The sequence below is a fragment of the Methanosphaera sp. DEW79 genome, from assembly GCF_003266085.1.
GTDB classification, from domain to species: Archaea; Methanobacteriota; Methanobacteria; order Methanobacteriales; family Methanobacteriaceae; genus Methanosphaera; species Methanosphaera stadtmanae.
This window is the reverse complement of sequence record NZ_MUZW01000063.1, coordinates 14,925-32,498: the sequence shown is the minus strand read 5'-3', so window position 1 is coordinate 32,498 and position 17,574 is coordinate 14,925. Positions and strand designations below refer to the sequence as shown.

The 17,574-nt window shown below is 28.2% G+C and carries 19 protein-coding genes and 5 tRNA genes; 16 read left to right on the top strand and 8 right to left on the bottom strand.

Annotated elements, in window-relative coordinates; all coding sequences use genetic code 11:
• Positions 1-579 precede the first annotated feature (579 nt).
• From BZ132_RS06735 to rnhB, 4 genes are all read right to left on the bottom strand, one after another.
• On the bottom strand, positions 580-1,188 hold the full coding sequence (locus tag BZ132_RS06735) for an IMP cyclohydrolase (RefSeq protein ID WP_011406969.1): 609 nt from the start codon (positions 1,186-1,188) through the stop codon (positions 580-582).
• Between the two features lie 61 nt (positions 1,189-1,249).
• Positions 1,250-1,657, bottom strand: coding sequence for a biopolymer transporter ExbD (locus tag BZ132_RS06730; protein ID WP_112149735.1), 408 nt, complete (start codon positions 1,655-1,657; stop codon positions 1,250-1,252).
• Between the two features lie 27 nt (positions 1,658-1,684).
• Positions 1,685-2,527 carry a MotA/TolQ/ExbB proton channel family protein gene (locus BZ132_RS06725; RefSeq protein WP_011406967.1) on the bottom strand — a complete coding sequence of 281 codons (843 nt, stop codon included), beginning with the start codon at positions 2,525-2,527 and terminating at the stop codon, positions 1,685-1,687.
• Positions 2,528-2,677: 150 nt separating this feature from the next.
• Positions 2,678-3,316, bottom strand: coding sequence for a ribonuclease HII (gene rnhB, locus BZ132_RS06720; RefSeq protein ID WP_011406966.1), 639 nt, complete (start codon positions 3,314-3,316; stop codon positions 2,678-2,680).
• 266 nt (positions 3,317-3,582) lie between these two features.
• Between rnhB and pssA the strand changes: the two genes are divergently transcribed.
• The 3 genes from pssA (at position 3,583) to BZ132_RS06705 (ending at position 5,910) form a co-directional block, all read left to right on the top strand.
• Entirely contained in the window at positions 3,583-4,374 is a 792-nt protein-coding gene (pssA, locus tag BZ132_RS06715) for a CDP-diacylglycerol--serine O-phosphatidyltransferase (protein WP_011406965.1), read from the top strand.
• Between the two features lie 61 nt (positions 4,375-4,435).
• Positions 4,436-5,521 carry a DUF515 domain-containing protein gene (locus BZ132_RS06710; RefSeq protein ID WP_286940679.1) on the top strand — a complete coding sequence of 362 codons (1,086 nt, stop codon included), beginning with the start codon at positions 4,436-4,438 and terminating at the stop codon, positions 5,519-5,521.
• Positions 5,522-5,550: 29 nt separating this feature from the next.
• On the top strand, positions 5,551-5,910 hold the full coding sequence (locus BZ132_RS06705) for a dihydroneopterin aldolase family protein (protein ID WP_394339517.1): 360 nt from the start codon (positions 5,551-5,553) through the stop codon (positions 5,908-5,910).
• A gap of 10 nt (positions 5,911-5,920) precedes the next feature.
• Here BZ132_RS06705 and BZ132_RS06700 read toward each other — a convergent pair whose 3' ends face one another.
• The gene (locus BZ132_RS06700; RefSeq protein WP_011406962.1) at positions 5,921-6,643 is read right to left on the bottom strand and encodes a hypothetical protein; all 723 of its coding nucleotides are present in this window, start codon (positions 6,641-6,643) and stop codon (positions 5,921-5,923) included.
• A gap of 913 nt (positions 6,644-7,556) precedes the next feature.
• On the opposite strand from BZ132_RS06700, the gene BZ132_RS06695 reads away from it, so the two are divergent.
• From BZ132_RS06695 to sucC, 5 genes are read left to right on the top strand one after another with little or no spacing between them, the layout of a single operon-like run.
• Positions 7,557-7,757 (top strand): ferredoxin family protein, encoded by a 201-nt coding sequence (locus tag BZ132_RS06695; RefSeq protein ID WP_011406961.1) that lies wholly within the window; start codon positions 7,557-7,559, stop codon positions 7,755-7,757.
• Between the two features lies 1 nt (position 7,758).
• A complete protein-coding gene (locus BZ132_RS06690) occupies positions 7,759-8,886 on the top strand; it encodes a 2-oxoacid:acceptor oxidoreductase subunit alpha (protein WP_286940677.1) in 1,128 nt (375 codons plus the stop codon).
• A gap of 4 nt (positions 8,887-8,890) precedes the next feature.
• Entirely contained in the window at positions 8,891-9,760 is an 870-nt protein-coding gene (locus tag BZ132_RS06685) for a 2-oxoacid:ferredoxin oxidoreductase subunit beta (RefSeq protein ID WP_011406959.1), read from the top strand.
• A gap of 2 nt (positions 9,761-9,762) precedes the next feature.
• Positions 9,763-10,317: a 2-oxoacid:ferredoxin oxidoreductase subunit gamma gene (locus BZ132_RS06680; protein WP_286940676.1), complete on the top strand. Its 555-nt coding sequence runs from the start codon at positions 9,763-9,765 to the stop codon at positions 10,315-10,317.
• 10 nt (positions 10,318-10,327) lie between these two features.
• The gene (gene sucC, locus BZ132_RS06675; RefSeq protein WP_011406957.1) at positions 10,328-11,443 is read left to right on the top strand and encodes an ADP-forming succinate--CoA ligase subunit beta; all 1,116 of its coding nucleotides are present in this window, start codon (positions 10,328-10,330) and stop codon (positions 11,441-11,443) included.
• A 23-nt stretch (positions 11,444-11,466) separates the two neighbouring features.
• On the opposite strand, the gene BZ132_RS06670 is transcribed toward sucC, so the two are convergent.
• From BZ132_RS06670 to twy1, 3 genes are all read right to left on the bottom strand, one after another.
• Positions 11,467-12,237, bottom strand: a complete 771-nt coding sequence (locus BZ132_RS06670) for an EFR1 family ferrodoxin (protein WP_286940675.1) — start codon at positions 12,235-12,237, stop codon at positions 11,467-11,469.
• Between the two features lie 172 nt (positions 12,238-12,409).
• The gene (locus BZ132_RS06665; protein WP_011406955.1) at positions 12,410-13,306 is read right to left on the bottom strand and encodes a DUF1002 domain-containing protein; all 897 of its coding nucleotides are present in this window, start codon (positions 13,304-13,306) and stop codon (positions 12,410-12,412) included.
• Between the two features lie 35 nt (positions 13,307-13,341).
• Positions 13,342-14,289, bottom strand: coding sequence for a 4-demethylwyosine synthase TYW1 (gene twy1 / locus BZ132_RS06660; protein WP_286940674.1), 948 nt, complete (start codon positions 14,287-14,289; stop codon positions 13,342-13,344).
• A gap of 180 nt (positions 14,290-14,469) precedes the next feature.
• Between twy1 and tpiA the strand changes: the two genes are divergently transcribed.
• The 8 genes from tpiA to BZ132_RS06620 all read left to right on the top strand — a co-directional run bounded on the left by tpiA (position 14,470) and on the right by BZ132_RS06620 (position 17,547).
• On the top strand, positions 14,470-15,147 hold the full coding sequence (gene tpiA / locus BZ132_RS06655; protein WP_011406953.1) for a triose-phosphate isomerase: 678 nt from the start codon (positions 14,470-14,472) through the stop codon (positions 15,145-15,147).
• Between the two features lie 34 nt (positions 15,148-15,181).
• Complete coding sequence (locus tag BZ132_RS06650) at positions 15,182-16,411, top strand: phosphoglycerate kinase (RefSeq protein WP_011406952.1); 1,230 nt, start codon at positions 15,182-15,184, stop codon at positions 16,409-16,411.
• A gap of 163 nt (positions 16,412-16,574) precedes the next feature.
• Positions 16,575-16,648 (top strand) — tRNA-Thr (locus BZ132_RS06645).
• A gap of 18 nt (positions 16,649-16,666) precedes the next feature.
• Positions 16,667-16,741: transfer RNA gene (locus BZ132_RS06640), tRNA-Pro, on the top strand.
• Positions 16,742-16,749: 8 nt separating this feature from the next.
• Positions 16,750-16,823, top strand: a tRNA-Tyr gene (locus BZ132_RS06635).
• Positions 16,824-16,956: 133 nt separating this feature from the next.
• A tRNA-Asp gene (locus tag BZ132_RS06630) sits at positions 16,957-17,028 on the top strand.
• Positions 17,029-17,045: 17 nt separating this feature from the next.
• Positions 17,046-17,119 (top strand) — tRNA-Lys (locus tag BZ132_RS06625).
• Between the two features lie 194 nt (positions 17,120-17,313).
• A complete protein-coding gene (locus BZ132_RS06620) occupies positions 17,314-17,547 on the top strand; it encodes a DNA-directed RNA polymerase subunit H (RefSeq protein ID WP_011406951.1) in 234 nt (77 codons plus the stop codon).
• Positions 17,548-17,574 lie beyond the last annotated feature (27 nt).

Here is a 17,574-nt window from a genome sequence, read left to right as displayed (position 1 = left end):
TGGAGTTTATTTTTTAAATAAAGCTTTATATTGCCTTTTTAATATATTTTTTTTAATAATTATGAATAATTCAGTTACTATCTGAAAGTTATGGAATTGTGAATTATATGTAGATGATAGTTGAAGACGTTTGTTGATTGGTTTTGTAGTACATTTCTTTGGATTCTTCTTATTCTTCCACTTATTTTAGTTTTTGTATTGCTCTTATAATTTTGTATCTTAGTTTTAGATTGTTTGTTGATGTTGTTTTTGAAGTAAATCTATTATGTCGTTGTTTTTGGTAGTATAGTTTATTACTTAACTTTTGAGATATTTTATGAATAAAAATAAACTCAGTGTTTTTAATAGTTAAAAGTCAAATAACTGGTAATAGTTTATTATAGTAGTATAATCAATAAAAAATAAAACATTTTATTAAATTAAATATTTAAAAAAGATTATTTAAAAAAAGATAAAACTAATTAATATCTCCATATAGTGGAGAGTACTTAGTAACAATGAAATCTTTATTGAAAAAACACTAACAATACTGTTAAGTTCTTAAAAAATTAAAGAAAAGAATTTGGGGTTTAAGTTTATTTATGGATTTTTAAAATCTATTTCCCATTCATCTTTATTAAATGCTGCACAAGATGTTACAGGGTGTGTAAATTCACTAAATATTCCACCATTAAATATGAATTCAGTAGCTTCTTTTGCATTTGTTGCAGTATAGTCTACTTCTCGGGGAGTGTTATGTTCATATGTTGATACATAGAAGGATTCACCAGGATTTACTTTTTTAACTTCAATACCTTCATGTGTTACAATACCTATGTAACCTTCACCTTTAGTATTTATTGCTCCACCTATACGGGGGGTGTTATAATCATCTTTTTCATAATCCATTGTAAGAAGGGATAGAGCCACAGCATCTTTCATATTCATACCTTCTCTTATTTTACCTGCAATAATATCTGTGTGTGATCCATTTGTTACAACACATATGTCATCTATTATGTCAATACAGTTGTAGCTTATATATGGATTTTTATAGATATCATCTTCTGATCCTTGAGTTGGTATGATTGCTACTTTTTGATTGTTTACTACAGATTTACGATTTGGAAATGATCTGCTTGATACTCTATATGATGCATAAACACCATCTTTACTACTTCCTATTGATATTATTCTTCCAAGATACATTTTATCATCTCATTATCTATTTTTTCTAATAATATTTATCTGAGTATTTTTTTTTAGTTATTTACGAACTTGCTGGACTTTTAACAGCAATTGATGCTAAATCTTCTGGTGATTTTATTGTTATGGTTCCTGTTGATGAATCCATAGTTATTTGACCCTCATCCATAACTCTTGTATGTACTGCCACAGCACCATTACGTATTTTATCAGAATAATCTACTCCATTCACTGTTACTTTTTTTAATCCATTTAAGGGTAGTAAATAGTATTCGGAGGTTCCTGTTGAACTTGTTGGCTTTGCTGATATTTGGTCTTGTGAATAGTGTGTTAGATCTGATGTTGGTGTCTGACTTAATACTACTAGTAAAAATATCATTATTGTAAATATAACATCTAACAATGGTACAAGATTTATGTTAGGGTTTTGTTGTTTAATTTTATCTTTAAATTGTTTAGTGTCAATAGCCATTAGATATTCCTTCTATAAAACTTTTGTTTATTGTTTTAATTTACTTTCAACAATCCTATTGGATGTATCAGAACATTCTCTAATTATTGTTTTTATCCCTTTTTCTAGCATATTTGGTTTAATAGCTACTTTTAGATTTGCTTGTTCATCATCAATTTCTTTTACTTTAATAATACCTGGAGATTCTTGTAATGCTTCTATTACTTCTTCTTTATCTGTTTCAATCCAGATTTTCATTTCAGCATGTCTCCAGTTACTCATTTTCTTAGCAATTTCAATATTATCTAACTGTACTTCTATCTTGTTTTTTATGTATGTATAGAAGGGTAGTAATATAATTGCTACTGCTAATCCAAATATTGTAGTTATAATTGCAATGTATATACCATTAGCTAGAAGAGTAATATCATTACTTACTCCTAATTCTTTGAATGTATACCACATTCCAAGAACTGTACCTATTAATCCTAGTAGTGGTGCCATTTCAATAATTGTTTGTATTGTTGAGAGACCTTTCATCATTTTACTCATTTCAACAATAAAAACCTGTTCCATGTTATCTTCAACTTCAGATTTACTTCTGTATCCAATTTTAAGAGCTTCAGAAATTATTCTGGATAATGGTGTTTTATAGTTACCAATTGCTCTTAAAGCTTCTAGTGAACCACCATGTGCCATGGATTCATTAACAACAATCATTAATTCTGATAAGTCAACTTCTGATGCTTTTCGTAAATACCATATTTTCTCAAGTGCAAGAAATAATCCATAAAGACCTATTACAGTAAGTAAATATACGATTATTCCTCCACTCTGAAACATACTTATTATATCATTTACTCCCGAGGTGAGTATTCCTATAATATCCATTTTATTTTTACTCCTAAGTGGAATTTTTTTATTTTAGTACTCAGATTAAAAATTTTTTCTATATATAATGTATATATCTTAATTTTATATTATATAAATTTCATATTTTATTTAATATATGGGATATTTAGGGATTATTAGCTTGTATTATTATTCTGTGGATTTTGTTATATTTTCTATTGTTTTCCATGTTTTTCTTATTATTGGAGGAAATTGATTATTTTTTATTGTTTTTAGGTAGTTTATTGTATTTTTATCACTTGGATATCCTGAGCCTACTGAACCATATTCTTGTCTTATAATTTCTAGTTGTTTGTCTCTTTCAACCTTTGCAATAATGGATGCTGCTGATACTATTTTATATGTTTCATCAGCTTTATGTTCTGTTACAACAGTCATGTTTGGATTTATTTTCTGTATTTTATCATGAAATCTATTTTCACGTACATCTATACAATCAATATAACATGCATTAGGTTTCATTATTTTTATAATTTCTTCCATACCTTCTGTTTCAATCTCATTTAGGTTTATGTCGTTGTTTCTTTTTTCATCTATTGTATGGGCTGGAATTATTATTGTTTTAAACTGGGCTATTTTCTTTATTTTCCTAGAGATTATTGTTCTTTTTTTCATGTTTAATTGTTTAGAATCCTTTACACCAATTCTATTTAGGAAGCGTATTTTTTTCTTTTTCATAAGTACTCCACCTATTACTAGTGGACCTATTACTGAACCTCTTCCTGCTTCATCAATTCCTAAAATTTGACTTTCATCATCAAGTATCATATTATTTTTAATCCTTATTTTATGTTATTAATATATATGTTGTATCTTCAAGTATTTTTATAGTTAATATTTTTTTGAATTATTTTTTCTATAAATATAAATAAAATAATAAACAATGTTTAATTATATGTTGTTAAAATAGGTATTTATAATAAAAAATTCCTTGAATAATTATTATTTTTTATAAAAAAATAATAATCAAAATATGTATTTATTTATAAATATAAATATATAATAATAGAAAAAATTTCAAGGAAATGATTTAGATGGAAACAAATATATTAAAAATGATTTCAATAGCTGATATAGCATCACTTGCCAATGCATTATCTGGACTAGGTGCAATATTAGCTGTTTTAACTGGAAATACAATACTTTCAGCGCAACTATTGCTACTAGCTGTTGTATTTGATAGTGTTGATGGGATATTAGCAAGAAAGTTTAATGAAGGTCCTATGCATGCACTTTTTGGTGAAACAATAGATTCACTTGCAGACATTGTATCCTTTGGAGTAGCACCTGCAATAGTAATATATATGCTTACTAATAATTCATTAATATTAATACCAGTATTTTTATTAGTTGCATGTGGAATTTTAAGATTAACTAGATATAATACACTACTGGCAGGACAAACCAGTCCAACAGAAGTATTCATAGGATTACCAATACCATCATCTTCAATGATTGTTGCATTATTAATACTTACTTCATTGATAAGTTTTGAATCAATGTTTATACTAACAATTATAATATCTCTACTTATGATATCAAGTATTGAATATCCAAAAGTAAGGGATATGAAGGTTATTGTATTAACTGGAATCTTAACAATATTATGTATTATACCAAATATCAATGAGGCACTACATTCAATTCCATCATACATATTACTAGTATTAGTATTGATATACATATTTGGACTTACAATATACAATTTCATACCTGCTAATAATTATTCCATATCTAAATTAAAAGTAAATAATAATGTAATAGATGATATAAGTACTATAACAAGAAATTCATCTAAATCTAAAAAGGATTTACATAAAAAATAAATAAATCCTTTACTTCTTTTTTTTATAAGTATTATTTTTTCAATATATACAAAGATAAGTTATGAAAAAAATAATCAATTACTTAAAATATAATTCTAAAAATTTATTCAATGATTTAAAAGATTCATTAGAGCCAAACAACAATACATTGTCTCATAAAAGACATAGACAATATTATCAAAAAGAAAATAGAGAACTTTTAACAGGTATTGTTGTACTTTCTTTTGTGGTTTTAATAATCTTTGCAATATGTTATTATTTTCTAGTATTTAGTCCTTCAATAGAGGAGTTAAACACAAAAAAGACTATTAAAATTAATGAAGTAAATACAATTTTTAAAAATAATACAGAAAATATTCAAGCTAAACATTCAATAATAGCCCAAATCAATTCGGCAACTACGCAAGATGCAGTTGAATCTATTGATGTTGAAGCATTAGCATATCCTATACTAAAAAATCAACTACATTCTCAAATAAATGAATTTAAAGATAAATATGATAGAGTGGAAGTGGATATTAATGATACAAAAAATATAATGTCTGTAGATAATGCAACAACTTATGTTAATTCAGAAAAATCATTAACTGGTATTTCTATTCATAAGGTTGACTCTGTGATAGTTCCATTAAGTATAAATAGAAAACAGGCAGCCAGTGGTTTATTGAATGTGGGTGATGTTGTTGATATATATAATAATATTATAGATACTGATTCAGAAGAATATCTAAACAATACAGATAATATATCTACTAATAGAAAGACTAATAAACTTGTTGGAGGGGCAAGAATAGTATCAATACTTAGATCTAAGGATTCTGGAGTAATTAATTATAATATGGAACTTGATGAATATCCTAATATGAGAAATTTATCACAAAAGAACGTGATTGAGGTTGAAGAAGTGTTATCATCAAAGGCTATTGGAGTTCTTGATGAATCTCAATTAAATCTATTATTAACAGAGTATGGTACTCGTTTATCTGATTATGAGAGGACTTCCAATCTTGGAAATTTGGATGTTGAATATATTATAATGGTTGAAATTCCAAGAGATTCTGTAGTAGCTGTTATATCAAATATGGATAATATTATCTTAACAATTCCAACATATAATGCTCCATTATGGGTAGATTTAAAAATGTAACATGATATATGATATAATGAGGTATGTCTATGAAAGAAGAAGATTATTTTAGAAATTTATCCAATAGGGAAAGAGCCATATTTGAGGGTGGTATTAGTATGGGTGCATTATATCATCAATTTGTTGGAACACCAGTTAATATTGAAAGCTGTAGTAGTTTGGAAAAAGCTATAGAAGAAAGTATACTATTACAACCAGCAATTATAGATGTGAAGGTTTCTTTAAATAAGAATTTAATTAAAGATGCATGTGGATCTATGAACTACACATCTCTTGAGGGTTCAATGCTTGAGGTAACATTAACTACGAATGTGGGAAGTGATGTTATTTCTACATGCATATCCTATGATGAAGAATTAGAATATCCTATAATGTATATTAAAGAATGATAGGATATTTCTATTCTTTTTTCTCATAAGTTGCAGCTTGTAATTCCTTTACTTGTTGAGGTAGTCTGTTAAGAATTCTATCAATAATATTCATATGTTGAACTTGACCTATGGCATAACTATATTTTTCAAGTCTTTTTAGAGTTTCATTTAGTTCGTCTTGTGTTTTATTTAGTCTTTCTTGTGCATGTTCTCGTTTATTTTTAATTTTAGTATTCTCTTGCACTTGTTTATTTGTTGTTTCAACTTGTTCAATATATTTTTCTTCTAAAACTTTATTATTTTCTTTTAAAATTTTAATTTCTTCAACATTATCATTATTTAAGGAATTCACACGATTTAATTCTATTTCGAGTTGTTGTATTTTATTTTCTAAATTCAAATTCTTACTTTCAAGTAATTCTATACTACTTTTTTGTGTATCTATTGTAGATGTATGTTTTTTATTTTCATTAGTTAATTTTAAATGTTCTGTTGTAATACTTTTAATTTCTTTTGTTAGGCTTGTATTTTCACTTTTTAAACTTTCATTTTCATATTTTAGATTTTGAATAATTGTTTTTGTTTTTTCAATATCTTGAATATCTTTATTGATGTAATTTGCAATAGCATTCTCTATCTCTTCTGATGTATGTTTATATGTAGTTCCATACTCTTGTTCTATCTTTTCTTGAAAACTACTCCATAGATTAGCATCTAATTTTATTGTTTTTCTTACTGTTTGTTTACTCATAATCCTTCTTCCTATTCTATAATTTATTTTTATAAGAAGTTGTTTATTAAAATTAGTAGTTTTCTATGAAAAATAACATTAATTAATAATTGGTGAGTGTTGTTAATATGTGGAAATTATGGTATGATATTTTATATATAAATAAAAATTTGTTTTTATATGTATGATTTTTGTTTTTCTATGATTTTTCATGTGTAAAATGTTGTTTTTCAAATGTTGATTTCTGTTTTTTAAAATCTTATTTATATTCTAAAATAAGTATGAATATTGTTGTGATTTTTATATTAAGATTTATTTAAACTGTATTATAAATAAAAAATTAAATTTTCATTTATTATTAAAATCACATACTATTTGCAATATATTCTATTATATTTTAAAAGTATGTTTTTAGAAGGTATTTTTTCTTTAAAGTAAAAAGAATTTACATTATATATTGTATATTATAATGGATTGCTATTTTCATAGTATTCTATTATTTTCTAAAGATTATTCTTTTTTATGAAAACTTGTATTTTATTAAATTCATAATGATTTATATATACAATTTTATTAATTTTTATATAAATTCTAAATATATAATTAATTTTGTCTATTAAAATAGCATAACTTATGATAATATGTAGGGGAATTCTTTAGAGATAATATACAATTTTCCATATATCTCTAAATTTATGTAACATTTCTGTAACTATTAATAATAGAATAAACAAATAATAAATATAATGTGATAAAAACGATGTTTAAAAAAATAACTAAATTTTATTCATCTATCATGGAAAAATATAACTATTTCATGATTAACATTTACAAGTTTATAATTAAACATAATTGACAAGTAAATCTACTAATTTTTTTTACTAAGTCTTATTAAATGTTACAAAATTCACTTAATTAATATAAAGGTAATAATATGTTATACATAAATGAAGAATTGTGTAAAGGATGCTATATTTGTGTTGACATTTGTCCAATGGATGTGTATACCCCATCTGAAACACTAAATCATAAAGGTGTACATATACCTATTCCAGACAATGAAAAATGCATAAAATGTAACTTATGTGCATTAATGTGTCCTGATCAAGTAATTTCAATAGAGGATGATGATTAAAATGGCAGATAAAGAATATTTTGTACAAGGAAACGAAGCCTGTGCACTTGGAGCATTAGCTGCAGGATGTAGATTTTTTGCAGGTTACCCTATTACACCATCCACAGAAATTGCTGAAATAATGTCTAAAAAATTACCTACAGTAGGTGGCCATTTTGTTCAAATGGAAGATGAAATATCTGCTATAGGTGCAATTATAGGGGCTTCATGGGGGGGACAAAAAGTTGTTACAGCAACAAGTGGTCCGGGTATATCTCTCATGCAAGAAAATATTGGATATGCTACAATGACAGAAACACCAATAGTAATAATTAACATGCAAAGAGGTTCACCATCAACAGGTCAACCTACAAGATCTGCTCAAGCAGATATGATGCAAACAAGATGGGGATCCCATGGAGATTATGAAACAATATCATTAGCACCATCATCAGTACAAGAATGTTTTGATTATACTGTTAAAGCATTTAATTTAGCAGAAAAATACAGATGCCCAGTATTTGTAATGGCTGATGAAATTGTTGGACATATGAGGGAAAAAATAACAGTACCTGAAAAAGTTGAAATTATACCAAGAACAATGCCAGAAAAAACAGATGATACATACCTACCCTACAATGTTAAATCTGCACAAACAACACCAATGCCCTCATTTGGTGAAGGATTTAACATACATGTAACAGGTCTAACTCATGATGAAAGAGGATATCCAAATACAGATGATGCTGATGTTCACACACAACTAGTAACAAGATTATGTGATAAAATACTAAAAAATAGAAATGAAATATCACAAATTGAATCTGAATACATGGAAGATGCAGATACAGTAGTATTATCCTATGGAATACCTTCAAGATCTGCACTAACAGCAGTAAAACAAGCAAGAGAAAGGGACTTGAAAGTAGGATACATAAAACTTGGAGTAGTATGGCCATTTCCAGAAGAACAACTACTTAAATTAACACAAAATGCTAAAAGGATAATTGTACCAGAACTAAATCTAGGACAAGTATATCTTGAAGTAGATAGAGTACTTGGAAAACATGCAAATGTTGAATTATTATCTAAAATAGGTGGAGCATTACATACTCCAAAGGAAATATTAGATAAAATCATGGAGGAATAAAATAATGGCTGACTCTAAACACCCTCATGAATACATGAAATATTTACGAGAAGAAAGATTACCACATATATTCTGTCCTGGTTGTGGAAATGGTATAGTACTAAATACAATATTTAAAGGAATGGAATTATCAGATAAATCATTTGATGATTTAAATATGGTTTCAGGTATAGGATGTTCATCAAGAATACCAGGATATGTAAAATGTGATTCTCTACATACAACTCATGGAAGAGCAATAGCATTTGCAACAGGACTAAAAATTGCTAATCCAAAAAGAGATGTTGTAGTAGTTACAGGTGATGGTGATGCAACATCTATTGGTGGAAATCATTTAATCCATGCAGCACGTAGAAATATAGATTTAACTGTAATATGCATAAACAATGATATCTATGGAATGACTGGTGGACAAATAAGTCCAACTAGTCCTGAAGGAAGTTTTGCAACAACAGCACCATATGGTTCTACTGACATGCCATTTAACATAGCAGAAGTTGCAAAGGCAGCAGGTGCATCATATGTTGCAAAGTACACTACAGCCCAACCAATGCAAGTGGCTCAAAGCATAAAAGATGGATTAGAAAATAAAGGATTTTCATTTATTGAAGTAATATCTCAATGTCCAACATATTATGGACGAAAAAACAAAATAAGAACACCTGTTGAAATGATTCACTGGTTTAAAGAAAATACAATAACACTGGAACAATCTAGGAATATGACAGAAGATGAATTAAAAGGTAAAATTATTACAGGTGTTTATGTAAATAAACCAAGAAAAGAATTTATAACTTCTTCAGAAGAAGTAATTAGAAAACATTCAGAAATTGATCCTGATGATAATATTAACAAAGCATATATGAGTGATTAAGTATGAGGACAGAAATACGTATAGCAGGTTTTGGTGGACAGGGAATATTAATGTGTGGAATAGTAATAGCAAAAGCTGCATCTTTATTTGATCATATATATGCTGTACAAACACAATCCTATGGTCCAGAAGCAAGGGGAGGAGCTTCCCGTACAGAAGTTGTAATAAGTGATGATGAAATAGATTATCCAAAAGTGGAAAGTCCTGAAATATTTGTTGTAATGTCTCATGAATCATTACTAAAATATATTGATGATATACAAGAAAATGCAACACTAATAATTGATCCAGACTTAGTATATGAAGAAGAAATAAATGATATAGTTAAAAGTAAGAATCTTAAAGTATACAAATCACAAGCAACAAGAACAGCTGAAAAAGTAATTGGTAGAAAAATTGTGGCAAACATAGTGATGTTAGGCTCCTTTGTTAAAGCAACTGGAGTAATAAGTCAGGATGCAGCAAAACAAGCAATACTTTCAAGTGTACCTAAAGGAACTGAAGATATGAATATGAAGGCATTTGAAGAAGGAATGAATACTGTTAAGATAGAATAATGGTGGAATTATGAATATACATGAATACGTAGCAAAGAAGATTTTTAGAGTATCAAATATTAAGATACCAGAAAGTTATTTGGCAAGCTCACCAGAAGAAGCAGCAGAAAAAACAAAATTAATAGGTAAACCTGTTGCAGTAAAATCACAAGTACTATCTGGTGGTCGTGGAAAAGCTGGTGGAATTCTATTTGCAGATACTCCAGAAGAAGCAGCACAAAGAACTAAAGAATTATTTACAAAAACAATTAAAGATGAAAAAGTTACTCAAGTTCTCATTGAAGAAAAGGTAGAAAATAAAATAAGTGAATACTACTTGTCTATTATTCTTGATAGGGATGCTAAAAAACCATTAATTATGGCAAGTATGGCTGGTGGAATGGATATTGAACAAGTAGCAAAGGAATCACCTGAAAAAATTGTAAAACAATATGTTGAACCATTAGAAGAATTCATGCCATATCAAGCACGTAACATTGCATTTAAAATGGGTGTTGATACAAATGAAGTATCTGCTGTAGGTAACTTTATATGGAAATTATATCAAGCATTCAATGATTATGATGCAACAGTAGCAGAAATAAATCCATTAATAAAAACACCTGATGGATTTATTGCAGCAGATGCAAAAATGGCAATAGATGATGATGCATTCTTTAGACATAAAAAATTAAAACAATTTGATTTAGAACATGAAGATGACTCAGATGATCTTGCATATATAAAACTCGATGGTAACATAGCAGTAATTGGTAATGGTGCAGGATTAACATTAACTGGTATGGATTTAATTCAATATTATGGTGAAAAACCAGCAACATTTCTTGATGTTGGTGGAGGAGCATCAGAAGAAGTTATTACAAGAGCTTTAAGATTAGTACTTAAAAATCCAAAAGTTAAAGTTATTTTCCTAAATGTTTTAGGTGGAATAACTCGTGCTGATGATGTTGCAAATGCTGTTGTTAATGTAACTAAAGAACATGAATCTGACATACCTGTTGTAATTAGATTAACTGGAACTAATGAAGAAGAAGGTCAAAAAATATTAACAGAACATAATATTCCATTTGAAACATCAATGGAGAGAGCAGCTCAAATTGCTGTTGCAAAGTTACATGGTGAATAGAGTTTATTCACTAAAACTTTTTTTTAATCTAATTTTTTAATGTATGGATTTATATATTGTCCATGTTTTTGTGTCTTATTGTTGTATTGTATTGAAAATGTTGGACATATATGTAGACATCTAAGACACATTACACAGTATTCTTTTTGCCAAGAGGGTTTGTTATTAACTAGTGTTATGGCATTTATTGGACAGTTATTTATACATTTTTTACATCCAGTGCATGTTTTTGTTATGTGTAAATTTTTTGTTTTTCTACTTCTATCATACCATAGTTGTGCCATGTTAGATATGAATTTAGGTATTTTTCTTGCAACATATTTTCCCTGATTTCTATTTTTAATTCGTGTTATGATTGTATCTATTTCTTTGTCTGATTCTATTGTTTGTTGTTTTATTTTTTCTTTACCAGTTAAATCAAACATAACAGTCCATGTATCTACCATTTTAATACTTGCCTGTAGATTTACTTTATATCCACATATATTTAGGTGTTCTTTGACATATCCTGCAGAGTATCCAGGGGTTGTACCATATGTTGTTATTATGTAGATGTATGGATTTTTATTTTCTGATGTAATAGTTAGTTTAGAGAGATATTCCTCTACAATTGTTGGTAGTCCCCAGAAGTATGTTGGAATAACAACACCTAGGGTTTCATCTTTTTCTATATGTATATGGTATTTTCGTGTATTTTTATTTTCTATTATTGAATATGTTTTTTCATTTATTTCTTTTGCTATTTTTTTAGAGACATATTGAGAGTTTCCTGTTGCTGAAAAATAGATTATCATAGTTAATACACCTATTACATACTTAATTATTTGTTGGTATAAAAAAGGTGGGTTTATTTAATAGAAGTAGTCTTGAATATTTTTTGATAGTTATATAAAAACTATTATTTTAATAATTAAATTCTTGTTCTAAATGGAATTGTTTTATGTGAATAGATAATAAAAAAAAGTATTAATTGGAAGTATTTGTTGTACTTCCAGTATTTCCATTTAACATAGATTGGATCATGTTCCATATTTGGCTAAATAATGTTTGTGCTCCTTCAGAATTTACATAATCAGTTACTTGATTTTGATATTGATTTGCCTTATCTTGTACTGACTGACTTTGTGATATACTATCTGCTAGATTACTTGCATCTGTACTTGTTATATTTATATTGTTGTTACTTGCAATGTTATTTACAATGTTTATAATGGTCTGTGTGTCTGTGGTATTTTGTTTTGCTGCTTCCTCTTTTGCTTGTGATACAACATTTGCCACATCATCTGCACTTATATTTGTATTATTTACTACTTCACTTTGTGTGTATATTTCATTATTTGCTGCTTCTTTCACATCATTTGGTATTTCTTTTCCTGTTGCAACTTCATATGATTTAAGAATTCCTGCAAGTGCTGATTCTCCAGTTGCAGTTGTTGGAGAAGTTACAATAACATGTCCTTTTGTAATACCAGATGAATTTAATGCAGTTTTATACATACTTTCTGTTACTGTTGTAATTTTAGATTTATCCACATCTACTTTTATATCGTTATTTGAGTTTAAATCAACTAGAGCTGATGAAAGTATTTGATTTGAATTGTATGTTTTATGACTTATATCTTGTGATATTGCATTTACATCATTTGCAGTTATTATAGTTTTATTTGCATTATCTAAGTTATTATATCCATTATCTTTGAAGTATTGATTTACTATATCTTTATAATCTTGGTTAGCATAGGTTGTTTCTCCATATGTTACAGCAATAGATGAATCTGCAGTTTGTCCTATTGGACCTACTGGTACAACAAAACCACCTATTATAAAAATAATGAGTATAATTCCTATGATTTTTCCCCACATATTTTATTCACCTCTTTAGTATAATAATTTATTTTTTAGTTATTATACTTTCCTGGTTTTTTCTCACCAAGTAGAAGTACTCTACTTTTTTCAACTTCATCAATAATATTCATACTTGTTTTTTCGGCGATGGATTGTGCAAATTCCTGAATATCCACAGTTTTTGGCATATTTTCCCATTGAAGTCTATTTCTTGAATCACCTACAAACATATATGCTTTTATTTCAACGTAATCAACATCTGCCTTTTCAATAATCTTTGCATATTCCTCTGTATGTATCATATTCAAATCTTTTACTGATGTTATTCTAAGAACTTTTCTTGTATCAATTGTTGAGAGAAGTTCAAGACTTTCTTGTAATTTTTCCCATCCATTAGATACTTGTGGTTTACATACCTTTTTATATATCTCCTTATTTGGTGCATCTAATGAAATATATAGTTGTGTTGGTTCATGTTTTCCAAGAGCTTCTATTTTATCTGGATTTTCACCATTACTTACAAGGAATGTTGTAAAATTCTGTTTATGGAATTCTTCTATTAATTGATTAATTTCAGGATAAAGTAATGGTTCACCTGCAAGACTTAATGCAGCATTATTTGGTTTTACACATTCTTCTAATTTTTCTGGATTGGCATTTTCATTTCCAAAAAATCCACATAGTAATTTCTTCTGGTTTTCAATACAGTCTTCAATTATTGTTTTTGGATCATCATAGTCATCACTATCCCATGATGTTTTTGTAATATCTGTATCTCTCCAACAGAATAAACATTTATGTTGGCAGTATGCAATTGCTGGAGACATTTGAAGACATCTATGACTTTTTATACCATAGAATTGTTCTTTATAACATGTTCCTTCATCAACTATACTTTTTCTTGTCCAGTGACATATCTTATTTGCAGCATGAATATTTTTTCCTGCAAATCTATATCCTTTCTTTTCTAAATCTTTTTGTTTTGTTTGTGAAATTATCATTAATATAATCTTATGTTTTTTGTGTCTTAAAAAATTTAATTTATATTAATGTGTTGTATTTATTTTCATATTATGAATTTATAATGATTCTTAACTATCTATAATAATAATTAGAATAATAAATATTATTAGATGACTAGATTTTTTTTTATAAGAAATCTATTTTAGTAGGTAATTTTTATGAGTAAGAATAAGACACCAATAATAATACTTAATTATAAAACATATACAGAATCAACAGGTAAAAATGCAGTAAAATTATCACAGTATGTTCAAGAAGCAAGTGATGAAACAGGTATAAATATGGCAATTGCTCCACAAGCAGTTGATTTATATCCAATTATTGAATCTGTGGATATTCCTGTTTATGCTCAACACATGGATGCTATAACTCCTGGAGGACATACAGGTTCAGCTTTACCTGAAGCTTTATATGAAACTGGTATAGAGGGTAGTTTAATTAATCATTCAGAGAAAAGATTAACTTTGGCTGATATTGATGTTGTTGTTGAAAAAACAAGACAACTAGATTTAACTAGTGTATTATGTACTAATAATGTTAAAACAAGTGCTGCCTGTGCATCATTTAATCCAGATTTCATTGCAATTGAACCACCTGAATTAATTGGTACTGGTATTCCTGTCTCTCAAGCTAGTCCTGAAGTAGTTGAAAATACAGTTGAAGAAATTCATAAAATTAACAAGAATATATCAGTATTATGTGGTGCTGGAATATCTACGGGAGAAGATATGAAAGCAGCATTAGATCTTGGTGCTCAAGGAGTTCTACTAGCTTCTGGTATTATTAAAGCAGAAAATCAAAAAGAAGCTCTAATTGATTTAGTTAGTTTAATTTAATATTTTTTTTAGAAGTAATTAAGGGGTATTAGTTATGGATTATGATTTTAATACAATGGATGATTTTGATTTTGAAGGAAAAACAGTATTACTTAGGGTAGATGTTAATTCACCAGTAGATCCTATAGATGGTGAATTATTAGACGATACTAGAATGAGATTACATTCAAGTACTATTTCTGAATTGTCAGATAGGGATGCTCGTGTTGTAATAATAGCACATCAAAGTAGGCCAGGTAAATCAGATTTCACTACTCTTAAACAACATGCCAGATCATTGTCTAATATTATTGGAAAAGATGTTACATATGTTGACTCTATATTTTCTAGAGAAGCTCAAAATATCATATCAAACATGGTTAATGGTGAAATAGTTCTATTAGAAAATGTTCGATTTTATTCAGAAGAAATGCCTAAATTAACACCAGAAGAACAAGCAAACACATACATGGTTAAAACATTAACTCCTCTGGCTGATTACTTTGTTAATGATGCTTTTGCTACAGCACACAGATCTCAAACTTCACTTATTGGTTTTTCAAAAGTATTACCATCCCTTGCTGGAAGAGTTATGGAATTAGAATTAAAAACATTGTATGGGATATTAGATAATGCACAACAACCACGAGTTTATGTACTTGGAGGTATTAAAGCTGATGATTCTATAAATGTTATGGCTAATGCACTAAGAACTAATAGAGCAGATTTTATATTAACAACTGGTCTTGTAGCAAATATTTTCCTTGTAGCAAGTGGTGTTGATTTAAAAGAATATAATTATGATTTTATAGTTCAAAGGGGTTATGAAGATTATATTGATTTTGCAAAAGAATTGTTAAAAGACTATTCTGATAAAATAATATTACCTGTTGATTTAGCAATTCTTGAAAATGATAAACGTGTGGAATATTCTGTTGATGAAATTCCAAATTTACCAATCTATGATATTGGTAGTAAAACTATTGAAATTTATAAGGAAAAAATTTTGGAAGCAAAAACATTATTTGCCAATGGTCCTGCAGGAGTATTTGAAAAAGAAGGCTTTAATTTAGGAACTGAAGATTTATTAAATACTATGGCTAAATCAGAAGGATTTTCAATTATTGGTGGGGGTCATCTTGCTGCTGCTGCAAGTAATATGGATTTAGATGATGATATTACACATATTAGTAGTGGTGGAGGAGCAAGTATAAATCTAATTGCTGGTGAAGAATTACCTGCTGTAAAAGCTTTAGTTGACTCTGCTAAACGAAATAAAAATTAATAATTTTTATATAATTTTTTTAAAGAGTATTATTCTTTTATTTCTCTTTTTTAGGATTTTAAATGGGAATACTATAAGGGGGGAAACCTTTATATAGTATGAGTTAGTTAAATAATAAATGACTTCTAACCTATTATGGACAAATAGGTTTTAACACGTAGATGCCTCAGTAGCTCAGTCTGGTGGAGCGCTTGACTTGTAATCAAGCGGTCGGGGGTTCAATTCCCCCCTGGGGCTCTATAATTTTTAGTACATGGGACCATAGGGTAGCTTGGTCGATCCTTTGGGCTTTGGGAGCCTGAGACTCCGGTTCAAATCCGGGTGGTCCCACTGTTATACCCGTCTTAGCTCAATTTGGCAGAGCATCGGACTGTAGATCCGAATGTTGCTGGTTCAAGTCCGGCAGACGGGATAACCTTTTATTTATAAATATAATTGTTAGTAAGTTATATGTATCTTTAACCGATACCTTTATATACTATAACATACAAAGTATAACATAGTTGCTTTGTAGTACAAAGTATGTGTTTTTAATAAGTATAAATGCCTTGGTAGTGTAGAGGCTATCATGCAGGCCTGTCGAGCCTGCGACTCGGGTTCAAATCCCGGCCAAGGCGTTATAATCATTTTATAGGGGCTCGTAGCTCAGTCTGGGAGAGCGCCTGGCTTTTAACCAGGCGGTCGCGGGTTCAACTCCCGTCGGGCCCGCTTATATTTTAACAACATAATTCTATTTTTGACAATTAATAATTATATTTTTTAATTATAACTTATTTATGAAATTTAACATATTTTTTTTATCAAACTAAATTATAAATTATTTATATAATAAACTGCATAATTATTTAATAATTAATGATTAATGTTAGTATTACTTATTTTTAAATATGGAGGATATAATTTTGAAAGCTGATATTTTACAACATAAATTAGTTCCAGAACATACTATTTTATCAGAAGAAGAAGCTCAAAAAGTTCTTGATGACTTAAATGTTCGTTTAGATCAAATTCCAAAGATATTACCAACAGATCCTGTAGTAAAAGCAATTGATGCTAAAGTTGGAGATATTCTTAAAATTACAAGAAAAAGTGAAACTGCAGGAATATTCGTTGCTTATCGTGTTGTTAGAGATTAAAATAGTTTCTAATTTAACTTATTTTTT

What these genes read in the sequence shown, in the direction of transcription:
- BZ132_RS06735 (WP_011406969.1), bottom strand. Translation starts at nt 1,188, where the DNA reads ATGTATCTTGGAAGAATAATATCAATAGGAAGTAGTAAAGATGGTGTT.
- BZ132_RS06730 (WP_112149735.1), bottom strand. Translation starts at nt 1,657, where the DNA reads ATGGCTATTGACACTAAACAATTTAAAGATAAAATTAAACAACAAAAC.
- BZ132_RS06725 (WP_011406967.1), bottom strand. Translation starts at nt 2,527, where the DNA reads ATGGATATTATAGGAATACTCACCTCGGGAGTAAATGATATAATAAGT.
- rnhB (WP_011406966.1), bottom strand. Translation starts at nt 3,316, where the DNA reads ATGATACTTGATGATGAAAGTCAAATTTTAGGAATTGATGAAGCAGGA.
- pssA (WP_011406965.1), top strand. Translation starts at nt 3,583, where the DNA reads ATGGAAACAAATATATTAAAAATGATTTCAATAGCTGATATAGCATCA.
- BZ132_RS06710 (WP_286940679.1), top strand. Translation starts at nt 4,436, where the DNA reads ATGAAAAAAATAATCAATTACTTAAAATATAATTCTAAAAATTTATTC.
- BZ132_RS06705 (WP_394339517.1), top strand. Translation starts at nt 5,551, where the DNA reads ATGAAAGAAGAAGATTATTTTAGAAATTTATCCAATAGGGAAAGAGCC.
- BZ132_RS06700 (WP_011406962.1), bottom strand. Translation starts at nt 6,643, where the DNA reads ATGAGTAAACAAACAGTAAGAAAAACAATAAAATTAGATGCTAATCTA.
- BZ132_RS06695 (WP_011406961.1), top strand. Translation starts at nt 7,557, where the DNA reads ATGTTATACATAAATGAAGAATTGTGTAAAGGATGCTATATTTGTGTT.
- BZ132_RS06690 (WP_286940677.1), top strand. Translation starts at nt 7,759, where the DNA reads ATGGCAGATAAAGAATATTTTGTACAAGGAAACGAAGCCTGTGCACTT.
- BZ132_RS06685 (WP_011406959.1), top strand. Translation starts at nt 8,891, where the DNA reads ATGGCTGACTCTAAACACCCTCATGAATACATGAAATATTTACGAGAA.
- BZ132_RS06680 (WP_286940676.1), top strand. Translation starts at nt 9,763, where the DNA reads ATGAGGACAGAAATACGTATAGCAGGTTTTGGTGGACAGGGAATATTA.
- sucC (WP_011406957.1), top strand. Translation starts at nt 10,328, where the DNA reads ATGAATATACATGAATACGTAGCAAAGAAGATTTTTAGAGTATCAAAT.
- BZ132_RS06670 (WP_286940675.1), bottom strand. Translation starts at nt 12,237, where the DNA reads ATGATAATCTATTTTTCAGCAACAGGAAACTCTCAATATGTCTCTAAA.
- BZ132_RS06665 (WP_011406955.1), bottom strand. Translation starts at nt 13,306, where the DNA reads ATGTGGGGAAAAATCATAGGAATTATACTCATTATTTTTATAATAGGT.
- twy1 (WP_286940674.1), bottom strand. Translation starts at nt 14,289, where the DNA reads ATGATAATTTCACAAACAAAACAAAAAGATTTAGAAAAGAAAGGATAT.
- tpiA (WP_011406953.1), top strand. Translation starts at nt 14,470, where the DNA reads ATGAGTAAGAATAAGACACCAATAATAATACTTAATTATAAAACATAT.
- BZ132_RS06650 (WP_011406952.1), top strand. Translation starts at nt 15,182, where the DNA reads ATGGATTATGATTTTAATACAATGGATGATTTTGATTTTGAAGGAAAA.